General features: G+C 38.8%; 25 protein-coding genes. 3 read left to right on the top strand and 22 right to left on the bottom strand.

What is annotated here, in order from left to right; genetic code table 11:
- Positions 1 to 8 precede the first annotated feature (8 nt).
- The 21 genes from ACO1QW_RS09890 to ACO1QW_RS09790 all read right to left on the bottom strand — a co-directional run bounded on the left by ACO1QW_RS09890 (position 9) and on the right by ACO1QW_RS09790 (position 12,176).
- Positions 9 to 614 carry a hypothetical protein gene (locus ACO1QW_RS09890; protein WP_486258037.1) on the bottom strand — a complete coding sequence of 202 codons (606 nt, stop codon included), beginning with the start codon at positions 612 to 614 and terminating at the stop codon, positions 9 to 11.
- An 11-nt stretch (positions 615 to 625) separates the two neighbouring features.
- Positions 626 to 820 (bottom strand): hypothetical protein, encoded by a 195-nt coding sequence (locus ACO1QW_RS09885; protein ID WP_486258035.1) that lies wholly within the window; start codon positions 818 to 820, stop codon positions 626 to 628.
- The gene (locus ACO1QW_RS09880; RefSeq protein ID WP_486258033.1) at positions 817 to 1,467 is read right to left on the bottom strand and encodes a hypothetical protein; all 651 of its coding nucleotides are present in this window, start codon (positions 1,465 to 1,467) and stop codon (positions 817 to 819) included. The genes ACO1QW_RS09885 and ACO1QW_RS09880 overlap by 4 nt, the downstream gene beginning before the upstream one ends.
- A gap of 4 nt (positions 1,468 to 1,471) precedes the next feature.
- Complete coding sequence (locus tag ACO1QW_RS09875) at positions 1,472 to 1,711, bottom strand: hypothetical protein (RefSeq protein ID WP_486258031.1); 240 nt, start codon at positions 1,709 to 1,711, stop codon at positions 1,472 to 1,474.
- A 70-nt stretch (positions 1,712 to 1,781) separates the two neighbouring features.
- On the bottom strand, positions 1,782 to 2,384 hold the full coding sequence (locus ACO1QW_RS09870) for a hypothetical protein (protein ID WP_486258029.1): 603 nt from the start codon (positions 2,382 to 2,384) through the stop codon (positions 1,782 to 1,784).
- 27 nt (positions 2,385 to 2,411) lie between these two features.
- The gene (locus ACO1QW_RS09865) at positions 2,412 to 2,807 is read right to left on the bottom strand and encodes an N-acetylmuramoyl-L-alanine amidase (protein WP_486258027.1); all 396 of its coding nucleotides are present in this window, start codon (positions 2,805 to 2,807) and stop codon (positions 2,412 to 2,414) included.
- 18 nt (positions 2,808 to 2,825) lie between these two features.
- On the bottom strand, positions 2,826 to 3,752 hold the full coding sequence (locus tag ACO1QW_RS09860) for a peptidoglycan-binding domain-containing protein (RefSeq protein WP_486258025.1): 927 nt from the start codon (positions 3,750 to 3,752) through the stop codon (positions 2,826 to 2,828).
- Positions 3,753 to 3,757: 5 nt separating this feature from the next.
- A complete protein-coding gene (locus ACO1QW_RS09855; RefSeq protein ID WP_486258023.1) occupies positions 3,758 to 4,402 on the bottom strand; it encodes a hypothetical protein in 645 nt (214 codons plus the stop codon).
- Positions 4,403 to 4,473: 71 nt separating this feature from the next.
- Positions 4,474 to 4,656 carry a hypothetical protein gene (locus ACO1QW_RS09850; RefSeq protein WP_486258022.1) on the bottom strand — a complete coding sequence of 61 codons (183 nt, stop codon included), beginning with the start codon at positions 4,654 to 4,656 and terminating at the stop codon, positions 4,474 to 4,476.
- A 3-nt stretch (positions 4,657 to 4,659) separates the two neighbouring features.
- Positions 4,660 to 5,484, bottom strand: a complete 825-nt coding sequence (locus ACO1QW_RS09845) for a hypothetical protein (RefSeq protein WP_486258020.1) — start codon at positions 5,482 to 5,484, stop codon at positions 4,660 to 4,662.
- Positions 5,468 to 5,806, bottom strand: coding sequence for a hypothetical protein (locus ACO1QW_RS09840; RefSeq protein WP_486258018.1), 339 nt, complete (start codon positions 5,804 to 5,806; stop codon positions 5,468 to 5,470). The genes ACO1QW_RS09845 and ACO1QW_RS09840 overlap by 17 nt, the downstream gene beginning before the upstream one ends.
- Positions 5,803 to 6,744 carry a hypothetical protein gene (locus tag ACO1QW_RS09835; protein WP_486258017.1) on the bottom strand — a complete coding sequence of 314 codons (942 nt, stop codon included), beginning with the start codon at positions 6,742 to 6,744 and terminating at the stop codon, positions 5,803 to 5,805. The genes ACO1QW_RS09840 and ACO1QW_RS09835 overlap by 4 nt, the downstream gene beginning before the upstream one ends.
- Positions 6,745 to 6,760: 16 nt before the next feature.
- Positions 6,761 to 7,138, bottom strand: a complete 378-nt coding sequence (locus ACO1QW_RS09830) for a hypothetical protein (protein WP_486258015.1) — start codon at positions 7,136 to 7,138, stop codon at positions 6,761 to 6,763.
- Positions 7,139 to 7,142: 4 nt separating this feature from the next.
- Positions 7,143 to 7,598, bottom strand: a complete 456-nt coding sequence (locus ACO1QW_RS09825; RefSeq protein WP_486258013.1) for a glycoside hydrolase family 24 protein — start codon at positions 7,596 to 7,598, stop codon at positions 7,143 to 7,145.
- A 96-nt stretch (positions 7,599 to 7,694) separates the two neighbouring features.
- Positions 7,695 to 8,414 (bottom strand): hypothetical protein, encoded by a 720-nt coding sequence (locus ACO1QW_RS09820; protein ID WP_486258011.1) that lies wholly within the window; start codon positions 8,412 to 8,414, stop codon positions 7,695 to 7,697.
- A gap of 39 nt (positions 8,415 to 8,453) precedes the next feature.
- Positions 8,454 to 9,017, bottom strand: a complete 564-nt coding sequence (locus tag ACO1QW_RS09815; protein WP_486258009.1) for a hypothetical protein — start codon at positions 9,015 to 9,017, stop codon at positions 8,454 to 8,456.
- 25 nt (positions 9,018 to 9,042) lie between these two features.
- Positions 9,043 to 10,827 (bottom strand): transglutaminase-like domain-containing protein, encoded by a 1,785-nt coding sequence (locus tag ACO1QW_RS09810; RefSeq protein ID WP_486258006.1) that lies wholly within the window; start codon positions 10,825 to 10,827, stop codon positions 9,043 to 9,045.
- A 19-nt stretch (positions 10,828 to 10,846) separates the two neighbouring features.
- Positions 10,847 to 11,329, bottom strand: a complete 483-nt coding sequence (locus tag ACO1QW_RS09805; RefSeq protein ID WP_486258005.1) for a hypothetical protein — start codon at positions 11,327 to 11,329, stop codon at positions 10,847 to 10,849.
- A complete protein-coding gene (locus ACO1QW_RS09800; protein ID WP_486258004.1) occupies positions 11,326 to 11,517 on the bottom strand; it encodes a hypothetical protein in 192 nt (63 codons plus the stop codon). Before ACO1QW_RS09800 ends, ACO1QW_RS09805 begins: the two co-directional genes overlap by 4 nt.
- Before the next feature lie 49 nt (positions 11,518 to 11,566).
- Positions 11,567 to 11,809 carry a hypothetical protein gene (locus ACO1QW_RS09795; protein ID WP_486258002.1) on the bottom strand — a complete coding sequence of 81 codons (243 nt, stop codon included), beginning with the start codon at positions 11,807 to 11,809 and terminating at the stop codon, positions 11,567 to 11,569.
- A 145-nt stretch (positions 11,810 to 11,954) separates the two neighbouring features.
- Positions 11,955 to 12,176, bottom strand: a complete 222-nt coding sequence (locus ACO1QW_RS09790) for a hypothetical protein (protein WP_486258000.1) — start codon at positions 12,174 to 12,176, stop codon at positions 11,955 to 11,957.
- Between the two features lie 539 nt (positions 12,177 to 12,715).
- On the opposite strand from ACO1QW_RS09790, the gene ACO1QW_RS09785 reads away from it, so the two are divergent.
- From ACO1QW_RS09785 to ACO1QW_RS09775, 3 genes are all read left to right on the top strand, one after another.
- On the top strand, positions 12,716 to 13,705 hold the full coding sequence (locus tag ACO1QW_RS09785; protein ID WP_486257999.1) for a helix-turn-helix domain-containing protein: 990 nt from the start codon (positions 12,716 to 12,718) through the stop codon (positions 13,703 to 13,705).
- A 104-nt stretch (positions 13,706 to 13,809) separates the two neighbouring features.
- Entirely contained in the window at positions 13,810 to 14,265 is a 456-nt protein-coding gene (locus ACO1QW_RS09780; protein WP_486257997.1) for a MauE/DoxX family redox-associated membrane protein, read from the top strand.
- 92 nt (positions 14,266 to 14,357) lie between these two features.
- Positions 14,358 to 14,732, top strand: coding sequence for a hypothetical protein (locus ACO1QW_RS09775; protein ID WP_486257996.1), 375 nt, complete (start codon positions 14,358 to 14,360; stop codon positions 14,730 to 14,732).
- 50 nt (positions 14,733 to 14,782) lie between these two features.
- On the opposite strand, the gene ACO1QW_RS09770 is transcribed toward ACO1QW_RS09775, so the two are convergent.
- Complete coding sequence (locus ACO1QW_RS09770) at positions 14,783 to 16,165, bottom strand: RagB/SusD family nutrient uptake outer membrane protein (protein WP_486257995.1); 1,383 nt, start codon at positions 16,163 to 16,165, stop codon at positions 14,783 to 14,785.
- Between the last annotated feature and the right edge of the window lie 15 nt (positions 16,166 to 16,180).

Raw genomic sequence — 16,180 nt, 5'->3', positions numbered from 1 at the left:
AGATTGTATTAAGGAAGTGGGCCGCTTGGAGGAACTAAAGCTGCACCGGTTGGATCAAAAGGCAGGTAAGTAAATCCTTCTCTGTTATCCCAAACATTTTCTTTGTTTTGATTAGCAAAGGCCCACTCATAATGTATAAGATCTCCTTCTTTACGAATTCTGCGGATAGCCCATTCAGGGTTAGCGGGGTTGCCGATCAATTTATGCCAACCCTGGAAAATCATATAAGGATTGGATTCATCAATGAGTGTTGGATCGGTCTTTGCTAAATCCGTTTCGTTTTGATTCAACGTAGTGAGCAATCCGGCTATGGCAGTAAGCTGCGTTAAAATATTGATCTGTCCTTGTTCTGTCGCATCACCTCCATCGAAGTTATCCGAGAGTAACATTTCTTTGATCTTATCTCGCAAACTGTTTGCAGATGTAACTTCCGGAACAGTTACATCCTGGTAGTTGATAAATATATTTTTAAGAGGGCCTTCACCAATATCGATACGAACAATATTGTCTTTGATCGTATCAATCATTTTAACCTGCTCTTTGGTGACGAGCATCGTCTTAGTGCCGTTTTTGATTCTGATACATGCACCGTCATTAAATAACTGAATAGGCATAGGATGTTGTTTTAATTATTATGATTTGATTTTGATATTCGTTCTGCAATTGTTTCACCGATGATTGAACCTAAGAAGCCACCCATCATCACATAAGGCACCGAATCTTTCTGTGTTTCCCTTGAATACCAATAGGCAATCAGAGAGGTTAAAAGCGTAATACCTGAAACAATTGCTTTTTCTTTAAGTGGATTCTTATCTTTCAAGGGCGAACGGTTTTATACGTGATGATCCCGGTTAATACAAACAGCGTAGCTTTTTGGAATTTGCCTTTACGTTCTTGCCGCTTGATCTGTTTTTGTAAATGCTTGTTTTCGATAAGAAGCACTTGTTGCTGATCAATAGATTGTTTGAAACTGGTTTTTAATTCCGCATACAGCTTGTCATTTATCTCAATAATGGAATCTTTATTGACCAGTTGGATTTCTAAGTTTTTTATGACCAATTCATAAAGACTGTCTTTTGTTGCTACACTTTGCAAAAGCTCCTTGCTGCCTTCAATAACGGAATCACAATAAGCGTATCGATGAACTTCCGATTGGGCAAAAGCGTTTTCTGATCTATCCAGTAGCTTTTCAACTGAGGATTTTAATGAAGAATTCTTCTTCTTCACTTTTGCCAGTTCAGTTTTTAACGCAATCAGTTGAGTAGATTGAATGGAGTTTTGCTCTCTGAGCGAATCCACAATTTTAATAGCGATTTGTTCCGACTGAACAAACCTTTTTAAAACTGGCTTTACTTCTATGTTTCTTTGGTGCGTGTCATTGTCAAGGACTTTGACTGATTGAAAGAGAAAGAGTAAAATCGAAGCCAGAATCAACGCACAGATAATAGGGTAGAGGATGTTTTTCATGTGTTCAGTTTTTTTGTTCGTTTTCATTTTTACCAAAGGTTTTTCGCTCGATGGAGTAACCAAAATAACCGGCGGCTACCAGGCTGGTGAAAGAGTAAAACATAAATTCAGGTATCGGCATAGCAAAAAACTGCTGCCCAAGCCAACTTATTATCATCACCAAAACCAGTACGGCATTTACACATTCACGAAGGGAAAAATTGCCGTTTTTGTCACGGAAGATTTCTGTCAGAAAAAATTTCATGTACTGTCAGTTTGAATAGTGTAGGAGAGTGTCGCTGCACCGACACCAAATAATAATGCTGATAACAGCATCAATCCTTTTTTTTTGTTGTACGGTTATAGGCCCGTTCATCAATCAACGTGTAGGTGAAACGATTGCCGTACAACTGCCGATGTCTCTCGCAAAGGGACATAAATAAATTGAAGTCAACAGCACTTGCAAATACCTGGCATCCTGCTGAATACTGATCCACTGATTTAGTCGTGCCATTTTCTGCAGCCCTGTGAATATTGATACCGAATAATCCTGCTTCTTCACGACCATTCATAAAATCCAATACAGCATTACGGTCATAGTCACGAAGTACAGTTACAGGTAATAATTGAACAAGTGCCAGGTATTTACCACGATGCATGCCAATACTGTAAGCGTTACGATATTGTCCTTCCTTTAAAATGGCTGTGCCTTGCGGGTTCATGGGATTTTTAAGCCAATATGTACCGGGGTCAGTTGTTGCTGCAAATCGCTGCTGAACTGTTTTTCCTTCATTGTTGTGGTAGAATATATAGATCGAATCATCAAAGCGATTAGGTTCAACGCTATTGCTGCGAACACCAACGATGTTTATTTCAAAAGGTCGTGTTTGTACATGATACCCTTTTATACGTAAGGCATCAGCCATTGTATTTGACATAGGTATGGAAAGTGTTTTTGAAAAAGGTTATGCAACGGCCAATTCAGGTTCATAATTTCTGAGCCAGTCTTTCACGGAGAATCCCGGACAGCCCGATGAAGCTATTATATCATCATGCCCTACGATTGCTGCACTCGGATATTTCATGGAGAGTACTAATAACTTATTAAACAATGCTTCTTCCTGAACAGGAGTGCGGGTGTCACAGAGATTACCAGACTTGTTTCTGCCTCCAGCATAGGCGATGTGTACCGATTCATTGTCAACCGTCTTAATGTTACTGACGATCTGATTTTCATGATGCACTTTTTTGATCTCTCCGTTTCGTTCAACGACGTAGTGAAAATCGCCGTAGAACTGAGTTACTTTGGGATCAAAGGTGGCTGTACTGTGTACAATGAGATACTTAATATGTCTTTTCATTTTCATAGAGTTTTATGATTATAAATATTTAACAGATGCGGATTCGACCAAAAAGTATTTTCCTTTGTTTTCAAATAGGGTATAGTCTAAACGTTTACTTACTTCATTACCCAAAACCATTCGGGAGGGAACTGCAACCTTTTCGTTTACATTGATCCAAACAGTGGCAGGTTTAATGGTAACAATCGGTCTGCCATCGATACCAGACAAGCTCCATTTGTTACCATCGTACTGAAGGCCGATTCGCAAGAATTCAAATTTGATCTTTTGCTTTTGAACTTCTGTGCTAAAACTATTCAGAAGACCGTTCACGATGGTTTGCCTTACACCATTGATGCGTCCTAGTTTAAACTGTTCATTGGCGGTTGTATAATCATCAACTGTGGCAAGTTGTTTCAATAAGCTGATCGCCTTGTTTAAATCTTTTGAAATTGCTGTCTTGTAAAGATCTTTCCCAATTGAAGATGCGTTTGCTTTCGAAACTTGTGTCAATACATGAAATGTGCTTTCAGTAATTGAAGAGGGAAGATTCAGGTTTTTTAATGCACTGACTACTTCTGAACCAAAATCACCATCAGCGCCATATTTAGGCAGGATTTGTTTGCCATGCTTAGAAATCAATGCAAGCTGTAAATGTTTGACATTCTCTCCTTTGCTGCCTTTCTTCAGTGGAAAGTCATCATTACGTTTGGTAGAAGAAGCAGTTGGAACACTTGTTTTAACTGCGGCGATTTTAGGTTGCAATGCAGTGTAAACCGGTGTAGTAACAACAGGCGATTGAATATTGTTAATGAACGTATCAAGGTCCGTTGTTTTCGATTGCTTCTTTTGTTTCAGGTACTGCCAGCCAAAATATCCTAGTATGCCCGTTGCGCCAACAGCAAGCGTAGTAATTAAAATCTTTTTCTTTTTCTGCTTTCCCGCAGCAGGTTTCTTTTTAGTCATATGATTTACGCTTTGGGTTTTTGATTGATCAATTCCATCATAGGACCATATTCCCATAGTTCCAATTCTGCCTTCAGATCCTTGTATAAATCATTCCCATATTCTTTTGCATAAGCTGTTGCCACTTGCTGAAAATCTTTTTGTGTGGGGATTTCAATAAAAACAGCTTTGATTGCATCTTCATCTGTTCCAGGCATAAACCAATAGGTGAGATCAAAAGCGGCTTTCAGTCGTCTAGCCCATGCCATGTGTTGTGCTGCACTCACGTTTGCGTTTTTGGTTTCAACCATTGTATCGGGTTTAGGTGCAATGATGGCCATCATTTCACTATACTCACTACTGCTAAGTGCACTTTTTAAATCAGCCATTAAACTTTTTGCATATAGTTTTTGGTAAGACAGCATCACTTTTTTGAAAAAATCCTTCGTTGGTATTTTACGCATCACGGTTCGTACATTATTCTCATCAGTTCCCCATCCGAAATAATTATCGTTTTCAAATGCCATCTTTAATTGCTGTGCGTAAGCAGCCGGATTACCTTCTTCAAATGTTTTCTTTTGTTCATTCGTTGCTCTTGCAGTACGTATAAGCGTTCTTCCAATAAAGAAACTTCCACCGAGTACAATAATCCCCATCAGGGTATATGCCATAGTTTCTTTCAAGGCCGTGTCTGTTGACTTTGTGGTGGAAGTGGTTTTCAAAGGATAGGATTGATCAATTATTAAACACCTAAATATTTCTTAGCTAATGCAGTTTTGACAGGATCGGTCTTCACGATATGCGCCAGCTTGCTCAGTTCTTTCACCGTAAGTTTTTTTGCAAGGACTGTCAGTGCATTAATTTTTTCATCTGCATCCTGTTCTGATTTTTCTTCCAGCGTAACCTGGTACTTGTAGGGTTTCATATGTTATAGTTTGTTTTTGTTTAGAAATTCAATGATGCCTGGAATGGTAGCAGGTTCTTCAATCATAGCACTCAATACAAGATTGAATTGTTCTGCCTGTTCCCGGTTAAAACTTTGTTCGAGTTTGCGGAGGTAAGCCAAGTGTCGCTTCTCTTCATCTGTTACTTCAGCTACCGAAGTTTTTTCTACACTGACTGCCGATTCCATTGGAGTGTCATTAAGAATTTTTTCTTTATCACGATTATCTTGTTCGATTATACCGGCAAGGGCTTCACCTCCTGGAATCTTTGCCAACATTTGCGGATTGCGACGAACAATGCCTTCAATAGCAACAGAGGCCAGTTCACCTAAATTGATATTGCCGAGTTTGAATTTGTTCTCCTTTAAAAAAGCAATTTCTTTTTCCAGCTCCTTTGCATAGGCTTCTGTTTCTGCGGTTTCTTCTCTTGCTGATTCCAGTTCTTCCTTTAATCGATTCATTTCATGTTCACGATCACGGGCCGCCAGTTTATCCTGTATAATTCCTTCAATATCTCCAAGACCATTCAGAGGCTTCTCCGTTTTATTTCGTTGCACCATATAACAATACTGATCGTTACGTGGCGAGAGATGAGAGTTGTAAATGAGTATGCGGACTTTTTCAGTATCCTCATTCATGTAAAATTCATAACTGTCAAACTCTTTGGGATCATCCGTTTTAGAAACCACTTTGAGATTATCGACAAAGACTTCAAAAGGGCGAGCCTGACCTTTCTCTGCCTGTGCTTCTAAGAAATGTTTGAGCTTATCAATTTTCAACTGGTCATATAGATCATTGGTTACCGGCATCTTCCTTCAGGTTTACGGGTATTGCTTGCAAGAATCTTGCATTGGTTGGGGAGAGTGATAAGTTGGTAATCTTAATTCTACCCCGGTGTTCATATTGCATTTCATTGGCATGATCTTCATTTACATCAAAAAGTCCAACATCACTTTCAATTCGTATTGTACTCATGGGATCAATCAATAAAAAAATCTGGTTGTAGGCTGATATCTCCCGTACTTCACCAAGTTTTAAAAGAACGTGACGGAATCGTAGCAAATAGTCTTTGCCATGACCCATTTCTTTCATTCGTCTGTTGATATATTCCAGTGCCAGATCACTTGTCATGACTTTTGTTTTTCAAACCAGATAATAATATTCAAATCATAACTTAAATCCATACTGTGAAAATCTCCCAGGCTGTCTTTATAGTAAGCCTCAAGTAGAGGTGATGCTGTATGAATAAGCAGTTCATTAGCATATCTTTTTTTCCCTTTAAGTGATTCCCCACTTTCTGAACCAATGAAAGAAAAATCCCCGTAATTCACATTGCGGTCTTCCCGAAATACATCAGTCTGAAAAAAAATATCAGTCACATCTGGACTTTGTAATGCTAATGAACCTGCTTTTTCATTTCGTTTAATTTTAAATAAGGGATCATATTGCAACAGCGCAGGTGGAGGATCTTGCGGCGGATCAACCGGTGGAGCAGCACCCTGACATTCACCTGAACCGGAGGCAAAGAATGAATGCTGATAATCGGTTGTCAAGGTTAGATATTGATCAAAAGCAGTTGCAGTTGGTTTGTAATTGTGATTATTGCTTCCATATTGACTCCATGTTCCAAGTGATGTATTATTCACCTCTAAAGCCAGTTTCTCTGCAATATGCATAGGAGTATCACCCTCAACAGCAACTACTATCACAACCACAGAATATACTCCACAACTATAGATAAAACCGGGATTAACAGCCGCACCAATACGGAAAACCTGTGTACGAATACCATTGACACCCGTATCGGTGTTACTGATAGGATCAATAGAAGCTACACCGGGATTCGGACAATTACTGGTGGTTGTGGTTGTTGTCGGCGAAGGTTGAGTCACTACAGGTGTTCCATTTTCTGGAGCTGCTTGTTCATTTGGAGTAGTGCTGTAACAAAAAACACTTGCTTCAGCTGCAATGATATGTTTGACAGTACCTGGTAAAGGAATCTGAAAATATTTGATCTCACCACGCCTGGTAATCTGTTCACGGTGAAGTATCGCTGTTTGTTGCATCATCAGCATTCAATTTTGTTTAGGCTTTAATTTCTACATCGAGATAGATGGAAACTCGATAGGCAACAAATGCCAGCCTTGCATCAGCTGTGTCCTTGTATTCTACCTTTACTTTAAAATTACCTGGAGGAATACCACCTAAGTTGTAATAACGATCATTGGGAGATACGTTTAATCCACTCATCAGTAGTTTGCTTTCGTAGCTTTCAGGGAAAATTTCTTCACTGTTGATTTCAACCTTGGCCGACCCACGATAATACATGAGATCATCCCTGTCGGACGCAAAAAGAATCCCATGAATTTTTTCAACCGTTTTATCCAGTTCAAATGTTTTGCTGTGAAGCGTTGAAGCTGCCGTTACATCAACATCATAGCGTTTTTTAATTCGTTTATTCATGCTCTTAAACTTTAATTATACCACCTGCAGTTTTATAAACTGTCAACAGATTTGTTTTGCTTTTTTCATTCTGTCCATAACCAGCTCCTGGAAGTGAGGCCCATTCTTTTTTACATTTTTCCAGAGCCTGATCAATTTTTCCAGCCAGTACATCTTCTAATGCCTTTCTTCTGCGGATCAATTCAATAGCAGCTTTGTCCTGGCTAATGGGAGTAAAATCAGGAAGCTTTAATTTCTTCTGTAACTCATTCCATGTTTTGCTTAAAATCTGGTAAGCACCAGCAGCTGTGCTTGTAATACCCCAACGGGTATTTGCTTTGTTCGGATGTTTTGATAAATCATTAATGATTGTGCCGCCAAAAAGTTTACGGTAGCCATCCTGGGTAAATGTGCCTTCCGCATATTGGATCATAATGAGAAAGGCACGCAGGTTTTTATACGCTGTTGAATTATTATTCATAAGATGAATTCGATTCAACCCGAACCACAGGGCTGTTATTCATGCAACAGCCCTGTGATCCGCAGTTGATCGATGGTGATTTCATAGGTTAAACTCTTACGGTGTGGTTATCGTGCCATGCAGTCCCGCATAGATATAAGTATTGGCAGCAATGCCATCCATTGAACCGAGTTCAATTGTCATTTCAATTAAAATGTCATCGTGAATAAGTCGGGGATTGGCAAGCTTGTAATAACCAACAGGTACATTTTTATTGCCAGCTGTTTTAAAAACGACATTGCCAGTCTCAGGTACAATTTGTTTTTTATTACTCTTGAGTGAAAACTCACCATTAGCAATGCTGTTAAATGTTTCCAGCCCTTTAAATTCGGTGGCAATGATTTTATCTTTTGTTCCATCAGCAGAAATACCGGCAAGCAAAAAAATGCCGCTTACAAGAAAAGCCTGGTTCTTTGGCAGTTTCGCATTGGAAACATTACGTAAACCAATTTCTTTATCATCCTGCGTTTCAAAAAGCTTGATCGTTTTTGAATTCACTGCTTTAATAGAATAGATAGTAGAATCAGCAAGTCTTAATTCACCACGCACTAGCCCTTCTTTAATGTGTGCAGGAAGTTCAGCAAAGAATTTTTCCATCTCTGCCCTGGAACCACGTGAAGCAGCTCCTGTATTGGAAAGTTTATTAACTGTTTTGGCACGTTGGATCGGATTCATGCGGCGTAATGCACCAAGCAGTTCACCATCATCCATTCCATCAAGACCTAATAATGCGCCTTGGTTATTGTATTCTTCAATTCCTTCAAGTAAGCCTAACATAGAGTAAATTGTTTTTTTGTTTATTAAATTTTTTTCTGCTTAGAATAAGCGATCATTAAGATCACCTGTTCCGGTTTCCAGTTCAGGTATTCCTCCATTAAATTGAATTGCACTATCTGTTAATTGTTCTTCAATGGCATCCAATCCTGCGAATTCATTATTGGGGTAAGAGAAATAATGCAGTTCGCCGACACCGTTTGCAGCCATTTTCTTTTTTAGCTTGTCGATATAAAGTTTCTCTAAAAAGTTTTCTTTGTAGGCTTGCAATCGCTCTTTTACGCCATCCAGTCCTTCCAAACCACTGACGGTTACGTTGCTTTTTTGGAAACCATTAGCTGCCATGATACCCAACCCTAATAGTTGAGTTAACCTGCTGCCTGTGTAATGTCCCAAACCGGTGGTTACAATACCAACAGCAAGTGAGGGCTTTCCAATCGCTGCTCCAATCAATCCTCCACCAAGTACACATACCAGAATATCTTTTCCGGTTTCAAGGGCTGTATTTTTTACATTGCCTTTGGTATTAAGTTGCGAACTGAATCCTTTCAGGAAACCATTTCGTCTTGCATTTTTCGCATATTGTTTTTTTCTTTTTTTAGCCATGATTATAGGATTTGAATAGAGTTAATTACAGTAGAGCAATTGCTTTTTTTCTTGCGTGTTGGGATTTTGACTTTGAATATTTTTTCTTCCGGTATTGTTTGCTTTTCTTTCGTGGCAGACCAGATAAAGACCGTGATGATTTTACAGATGACTTAGCAGGTTTTAGAACAGCAAAGCCAATAGCAATTAAACTGATACCACCTACACCAATAGCCACTGGTTTTAACCAGCTTTTATTTTTCTCCCAAAAAGTGGTTTGAGTTGGTGTTGGAGGATCTTTAGAAATAACTGTGTTTGGGTTTTCAGTAAGCGGAACTACTGTATTAATCTCGTCGTCTTCCAATGAATCTCTTGGAGCAATTTCATTCGAAGTATTGAAAGCGCCAGGGTCATTGTTGTTTTCCGAAAAGACAGTTCCACCATTGCTTCCAGGTAACTGATTATTTTCTGTTACGCCAGTTGATAGGGGATTAGTTGCTGTTTCGGGAACTTGCGTTGTTCCTGGCACAGGTTGGTTGTTTTCCGCAGCTTCATTCGTTTTTTCATCAAAATCTTCAGAGCCTTTCGACTTACCCTTAAAAATATCACCTACCTGTTTGAGAGCAGCAATAATACCAGAGATAACACCAGTCGCTGCTGCAATAGTTGCCAATGTAATTGGTTCACCAAGCTGCCCAAGCCCATCAACGTTTTCTGAATAATAAACATCATTGCCAAGCAGCTGAGATAAGCCGGTATAAGTGCTCATGTAATCAACTCCACTCACACTGTAACCATTCAATCCGCTAACAGCTTTGTCTTTATTTCCTTTGCCTGAAAGAATTGCTTTTTTTAAATTCTCCGGTTTGCCACCCGCACCATAAAAAATATTCTCCAGCTTTTGTCTTACAGCAACTAATCGCTGAAACTTTGCAGGATCAATATTTTTTTGCGCAGCCTGTTCAGGAGTGAGATAACTCCAGCGTAATCGACCTGCAGCATTTTTAATATTAAGTTTCATGGAAGCCAGGATGCCATTGCGTAACAGCACAGTAGCCGGATTAATCTTGTTAACTGCATTTAGGATTTTTTTGATGCCCTTCTTTTTAGCAGGAGCATTGCCTGCAGTTGCGGCTTTAGTTGCCTTCTTGGCTTTTAGTTTCTGAAATATATTTGTCTTCTTCGCAGCAGTTACCGCTTTACTTACAGGCAATGTTAGTTTGGATTTGCTCGCCCCCTTTTTTGCAAACAACTTACCAAGTCCATCAAAATTGTTTTCTTCAAAGCCATTAAGATATTGCAGATCCATAGGATAATCTTTTTTTTCAGAATAGGGTACTTCATAATTGAACTGTTCTGTTACACAATCAATAATAATTTCTTTTCCATTGTTAAGCACGACGGGGTAGATGTGTTGAAAATAATCCCGGTGATATTTGGTGATACGTAGCAGATGCGGAATCCCCAGGTTGCTAAGAATACTGGAAATAAACACCGAGTAGCAATCACAATCCACCCCTTGCTTTCTATCGTGCCATACCCGTGCAGGGCTTCGGATTTCTTCATAGCCATCCCTGTCTTTACGATAGGCAATGTGCTGATAAACGAAATGCCAGATACGGGAGCAGGTTTCATAGGTTGTTTTATCTTTTAACTGTTGGGCAATCTGTTTTGTATGATGCAGTGTTTCTGAAACTACTTTAGGAATAAAAGCAACGGTATGTGTTACGTTCGCATTGCTGCGAATAGTGGAAGTCGTTCGTTCTGCTTTTGGAAATAGAGCAGTATACTCCTGTCCACTTTTGATGACACGCTTTTTTGTTACTTCCATTGGTACAGATATTGCCTGTTTATTTTTTGATGCTTACTTCTGTTTTGTTTTCATAGGGCAAGAGCATCCAACCAAGATTGAGATGTGTTGCTGTCTTTACTGTCATTTTAATTGTTTCCTTGTTGATCAGTGCTTTGATCAGATTAAACACCAAAGAGAAAACACTGGTTACTGGTATCTGTATCATGATCGCATCTAACCTCAATTCTCCGAACGCTGGTATCTTTATTTCTTTGTCCAGGCTTTGGGAACTGCCAACTACAGTGTCTTTGTATATCAATTTCACAAACGGAAATTTTATGCTGAAACTTCCTTTCGTTGGGTTCTTCACTAATACATCTACTTTGATCGTTAACCCCTGAAAGGTTACCTGATGTATGGATGCTTTTGGTATTACCAGCAATTCTTCCCCAGCTTTTTTAAGTTTGTTTACATAAGACCAGCCAGCAACAACTGCAATTCCAACTGCCGCACCAGTTGCGATTTTTTTCAGCAAACTCATTTACGGGCGTTGCGTTTTCGATCAATGAAATCAGCAGACACTTTATATCCTAGCCAGATGGCTCCGCCAATTAAAGCCTTAATGGCATAGTCGAGCAGGCCGGTGAAATCAAGGTTAGCGAGAAGTATGCAACCGGTAAGAAAAACACTGCTGGACGTATTGCCATTATGTATAAGTTCGTCTTTCATAGAGTTTGATTTTTTATTTAGAAGAATATGGTGATGCAAGCACGTTATGCTATGCAGCCATTCTTGTATCTATTCTTTTAGGTAATCCGAATTTTGAGATCATGAATTCTACCTGGTGAATGGAAAAGTATTTGCCTTCTTCTTTCTTCAGTTCAACTGGATACTGATTGATCCAGCGTTGCATTGTTTTGCGGTTAATATCAAAGATGTTTGCCAGGTCGATTATCCGGTACGGTTTGATTAATAAGTGTCCATTTTCGTCGAAGTATTTTTTAGGTTCATGTTTCGCCATAGGGTAGTGTTGTGCTATTTTGTTTTTCGTTGTGCAAACATACAACGGCCTCAAAGTATCACTGTCCCGGTTTGGGTAGATTAGGGGAGTGTATGGCAATATTTGGACGATTAGTACTCCTAAAAGGAAAAAGCAATTAAGAAAATTATGCAGCTTCATCTAACACAGCAGGTAAACCAAGTGTATCAAAGATGATCTCTATTTGTTTGACATTGTAATAACGTCCTTCTCGTTTCCCGATTTTTTCTTTGTGAGGTTTAAGCCAGCGTGTCATGGTTTTCGAACTAACATTATACATCTCTGTTAATTCTTTTTTGCTGTAGGGTTTAATAACACCTGATCGGGTGGTGAGTTGTAAAAGTTTCATACAAGATTGGGTACGGGTTTAAAATTATGGATAGGGTATAATGAGCGACAATAAAGCAATAAAGCTTTCTCTGTTTGTATTTGCAGGGAAGATTTTGCTGAAGTGGGTTTCAGCAATGGATTTGGGTTTTACATAGTAGAAGTGAATTATGGGAAGTAATTCCGGTTTTTGTTAGCAATGTGTTGAGCGGACAAAGATTTCTTTATTCGCAGGGCAATAAAAAAAATATTCCGTGAACAGGCCGATTGTCGATGTGTAATGGCATTCTGGCTTTGTTTGTTCGTGTGGCAATATTATCATCAACCTCCCTTTTATTGTCTTTAACTACAATTATTATGTGAACAGCCTGATAACCGATGTGTAAAAAATAGGTTTGGCTTTCATAGATTTTTTTGTTCTTATAATTTAGGGAACAGTTAAATCATGCCCCTGTAAGTTTAAGGAATGATCATCACAAGTATTCGTTTTGCTCCTAAAGTTTAAGGAAAGGTTATGAAGAATTTGTGTTGACTGCATATTGAATCAACAACCTGGATAATATGAAATCACCTTTGAAAATAAACTTCCTGCAACCTGATGCCGGAGTGCTAGAAATAACCAACAAATATCCTTCTGATTTCAACTACGCATTAAATTTTGCTGAAGTGCTTTACACAAGTTGTGACCTTGGTGAATTTGTTGTTCAATCAGTTAAAGGAAAAGATTACTGGCTTGAAGTATGGTGGTTTGCCGTCAATAAAAATGGTTCGCTTGAAATTTTTGTGGCAGAAGCGCAGGTTATTGTTGCGGTATTTCTGAAAGGGAATCTCGAAGGAAACCTGACAGGACATGGTAAAGTATATACTGATTCAAAAACGATCAATGTGTTTTACGTTCCGGCAGGTATTCATCAAATTCAATTAAAAAAAGAAGAATACTTTTTACTCTATTTTATCCCTCCCCCTAATAGTTTTCATGGAATGACCATTGAGCATGCAGGTATTGAAGAATTAATTGAACGGCAGTTGCAACAAAACAGGAATGGCACTTTACTTAGAGGATTCTCTTTCCCAAAAGATGCATGGATGAAGTTGAAACGAATGGAAACAATCTCTCAAAAAGCATTTGCCCTTGATTTGCCCTTAAGACAATTCATGATTGAATTATTAAATTATTATAGTGAAGGACTACGTAAACATGAATATAGCTTACCAATAAACTCTTCGTCAAAAGAAAAGGCAATTGCATTGAGGGAATACATTTTTGCAAACCTGGATGACGCTGAATTAGAAAGTGTAAATGAAATGGCGAAGCGGTTTTACATCAGCAGTAAGACCTTGACAAAAGAATTTAAACTGCTTACAGGAATGACAATTCATCAATACATTGTTGATCAACGGCTGGATCTTGCAAAGAAGCTACTCCATGAAACTAAACAGCCGTTGGTTGACATTGTAACACAAGCAGGATTTAAAGACAGTTCTCATTTTATTAAAAAGTTCAAGAAAAAATTCGGCTATACACCACGAAAGAAAAAAGGTGACGTATAAAACGACTTTCCAAAACAGACGATTGAGATTGACTTGAATTGACTATCAGTTTAAAAATACAGTTGCAAACTTTACAATAGTTCATCGATAATTAAACTCAACCCATGCGTAAAGTTGCTAACTGGACAAATAAGGAAATCACACGTGATATTATCAGTGCCACTGTGCTGCTACTCTTTCTTTATACAGCCGTTAGCAAGTTCACTGAATTTGATAGGTTCAGGAATGTTTTGGGGACTTCTCCATTACTAAAGAAATATACAGCATTGCTTGCTTGGGGAATACCGCTAGCCGAGTTACTACTTGTCATCCTTCTGTTTATACCCGTAACACGTTTAAGAGGTCTTTATGGGTCGTTGGGATTGACGCTGTCGTTTACTATTTACCTGACATGGATGGTTCGGTTCGCTTCGCATCTTCCCTGTAACTGCGGCGGAGTAATCAGTAAAATGAACTGGAACCAGCATATTCTTTTTAACCTGACGGTTTTGGTACTAATAGTTGTGGGAATAATCTGTTACAGAACAGAGAAGCAAAAAATATATCAATCGCCTCCCTAGTTCCCTTAAGGGAACAACTAATTATTGCTAACAGAAACAGAACACTCTCATGGAAACATAAAACCATTTTCAATTAACTAAACTTTATTTTTATGCGTAAGATTTTTTTCAGCCTAATAGCTGTCGTAATTGCAATCGGAACTTTTTCTTTTACTGAATATCAAAAAAGGGGACAGGTGGATATGTACTATTTTGAGTTTGATGGTTCACAAAGTGGTGGCTATTCAGTAGCGAATGTTGAAACCGAAACCAACACATACTGGAAGTATGTAGGCAAAAATGTTGATGATTGCGGCGGACAGGACCAGAAAGCTTGCAGGGTTAAAGTAATCGGAGCAAACGTTGATAATACAACAACGCCTACCGAGTTACGAAATGTAGCCATCTCTGCAACTCTGAGCGGATCAACTGCGCATGTTACTGCTATTACAGGCACAAGCAGCGCATACTCTAACCAGGAAGACTAAGAAAAATCAAAAAGGCAACGAGCCTGCTTAATGCAGGCTCTTTTTTGTTTCTAGTTGTTTTGTGAAATACCCGTTAGGTGTATAATATCAGCAGGTATTGGTAAAGCATAAAATCCTGCATTTGGAAGCAAGGTAAACATGTTGCCTGCAATTTTGCGTTGTAAAGTGATGTTAGCGTTTTCTTTATTTAAACGTTTTATATCAATCCATCTTAACCCCCGCATGTATAATTCCTTTCTTCGCTCTGTTAAAACTTTCCGTAATGCATCCGCAGGATCTGTTGCAGTAAAAGCCGGATAAGTAACAGTATTGCTCCATCTCTTCTGCATCAGTGTATTTAAGTCAAGCATAGCTGAAGCAGTATTCTGAAACCTTGCATAACATTCCGATCTGATCAAAAACATTTCGGCGGTTGATATACCTGTAAAATATTGATTGTTATTTCCAGTATAACTACCCTTGAACTGATAATACGGAGCTGCCAGGCGGTAGAAAGCTCTTTTACGTAAATCGTTTCCATCGTAGGATGCATATAAAAATGTGTCAACCCTTGCCCTTGATATGGATTGCGTAGTGTAGGTGCTGGTCATTTCAGAATAGAAAATGGTTTCTTTATTAAATCGTTTAAAAGGTGTTGTAGAATTAACCGTCCCGTTTAAATCAGCATCAGCATTATAATCGATCAAACTGTTTTTTATTTGAAGACAAAGCCCTGCATATTTAAATGCACTGTCGTATTGCCGCATGGATAAATAAGTACGGGCCAGCAATCCATAAGCAGCCGCTTTCGAAGGACGCAACACATGCACAGCTAGATCGGGCAGATAGATTGCAGCTTCTTTTGCATCCATAACAATACGATCGTACGACTCCTTTACCGTTGCTCTCTGAGAGGGCTGATTAAAATCTGCACTAAGCCTGAGGACTATTCCAGGATGGATTGATGAAGAATCTTTATCGTATGCTTTAGCATGCGACCAGGTAAGTCCCAGGAAGTAATAGCTTCGGAAAAATAAAGCGGAACCTTTAATATTGTTCCATAGGCTAAGTGTTGATGGGCTAATAGCCAACTTGTCTAATTGTTCAAGGCAATAGTTGGCAATATAAACGGGCTCATATGCCAGTGACCAATCATTCTGAAAATTATATGCCACCGGTTGCCAGCGATAGATACGCTGCCGTTCGTCATCAAACGCATTATACGTAGCCTCCGGAAGAAAATAATCGTCACAGGAAGATTCACTGTAGTTAGGAGTGCGTTGTAAATTCATTTTGGTTGAATTGTCAAGCAATGCTTGTAAATCAGCCATACTCGCTGGAACAACAACCGCCGTATCTGATTTTTTATCAAGATACTTTTTGCATGAATTGAATGAGCAGCAAATAAGAGCAAAGAACAATAATCTGCCTACTGTGTATGTTAATTTGAACATGAGTAAATTTTTTTT

Source organism: Lacibacter sp. (genome assembly GCF_057361365.1).
The sequence above is the reverse complement of the archived record's forward strand: the minus strand, read 5'-3'. Positions and strand labels throughout refer to the sequence as shown.

Bases quoted from the DNA above. Each gene is read 5' to 3' on its own strand.
- ACO1QW_RS09855 (WP_486258023.1), bottom strand. From the start codon at position 4,402: ATGGCATATACCCTGATGGGGATTATTGTACTCGGTGGAAGTTTCTTT.
- ACO1QW_RS09860 (WP_486258025.1), bottom strand. From the start codon at position 3,752: ATGACTAAAAAGAAACCTGCTGCGGGAAAGCAGAAAAAGAAAAAGATT.
- ACO1QW_RS09805 (WP_486258005.1), bottom strand. From the start codon at position 11,329: ATGAGTTTGCTGAAAAAAATCGCAACTGGTGCGGCAGTTGGAATTGCA.
- ACO1QW_RS09795 (WP_486258002.1), bottom strand. From the start codon at position 11,809: ATGGCGAAACATGAACCTAAAAAATACTTCGACGAAAATGGACACTTA.
- ACO1QW_RS09845 (WP_486258020.1), bottom strand. From the start codon at position 5,484: ATGCCGGTAACCAATGATCTATATGACCAGTTGAAAATTGATAAGCTC.
- ACO1QW_RS09870 (WP_486258029.1), bottom strand. From the start codon at position 2,384: ATGTCAAATACAATGGCTGATGCCTTACGTATAAAAGGGTATCATGTA.
- ACO1QW_RS09790 (WP_486258000.1), bottom strand. From the start codon at position 12,176: ATGAAACTTTTACAACTCACCACCCGATCAGGTGTTATTAAACCCTAC.
- ACO1QW_RS09825 (WP_486258013.1), bottom strand. From the start codon at position 7,598: ATGAATAATAATTCAACAGCGTATAAAAACCTGCGTGCCTTTCTCATT.
- ACO1QW_RS09820 (WP_486258011.1), bottom strand. From the start codon at position 8,414: ATGTTAGGCTTACTTGAAGGAATTGAAGAATACAATAACCAAGGCGCA.
- ACO1QW_RS09840 (WP_486258018.1), bottom strand. From the start codon at position 5,806: ATGACAAGTGATCTGGCACTGGAATATATCAACAGACGAATGAAAGAA.
- ACO1QW_RS09880 (WP_486258033.1), bottom strand. From the start codon at position 1,467: ATGAAAAACATCCTCTACCCTATTATCTGTGCGTTGATTCTGGCTTCG.
- ACO1QW_RS09875 (WP_486258031.1), bottom strand. From the start codon at position 1,711: ATGAAATTTTTTCTGACAGAAATCTTCCGTGACAAAAACGGCAATTTT.
- ACO1QW_RS09810 (WP_486258006.1), bottom strand. From the start codon at position 10,827: ATGGAAGTAACAAAAAAGCGTGTCATCAAAAGTGGACAGGAGTATACT.
- ACO1QW_RS09835 (WP_486258017.1), bottom strand. From the start codon at position 6,744: ATGATGCAACAAACAGCGATACTTCACCGTGAACAGATTACCAGGCGT.
- ACO1QW_RS09815 (WP_486258009.1), bottom strand. From the start codon at position 9,017: ATGGCTAAAAAAAGAAAAAAACAATATGCGAAAAATGCAAGACGAAAT.
- ACO1QW_RS09830 (WP_486258015.1), bottom strand. From the start codon at position 7,138: ATGAATAAACGAATTAAAAAACGCTATGATGTTGATGTAACGGCAGCT.
- ACO1QW_RS09770 (WP_486257995.1), bottom strand. From the start codon at position 16,165: ATGTTCAAATTAACATACACAGTAGGCAGATTATTGTTCTTTGCTCTT.
- ACO1QW_RS09800 (WP_486258004.1), bottom strand. From the start codon at position 11,517: ATGAAAGACGAACTTATACATAATGGCAATACGTCCAGCAGTGTTTTT.
- ACO1QW_RS09865 (WP_486258027.1), bottom strand. From the start codon at position 2,807: ATGAAAAGACATATTAAGTATCTCATTGTACACAGTACAGCCACCTTT.
- ACO1QW_RS09890 (WP_486258037.1), bottom strand. From the start codon at position 614: ATGCCTATTCAGTTATTTAATGACGGTGCATGTATCAGAATCAAAAAC.
- ACO1QW_RS09850 (WP_486258022.1), bottom strand. From the start codon at position 4,656: ATGAAACCCTACAAGTACCAGGTTACGCTGGAAGAAAAATCAGAACAG.
- ACO1QW_RS09780 (WP_486257997.1), top strand. From the start codon at position 13,810: ATGCGTAAAGTTGCTAACTGGACAAATAAGGAAATCACACGTGATATT.
- ACO1QW_RS09775 (WP_486257996.1), top strand. From the start codon at position 14,358: ATGCGTAAGATTTTTTTCAGCCTAATAGCTGTCGTAATTGCAATCGGA.
- ACO1QW_RS09785 (WP_486257999.1), top strand. From the start codon at position 12,716: ATGAAATCACCTTTGAAAATAAACTTCCTGCAACCTGATGCCGGAGTG.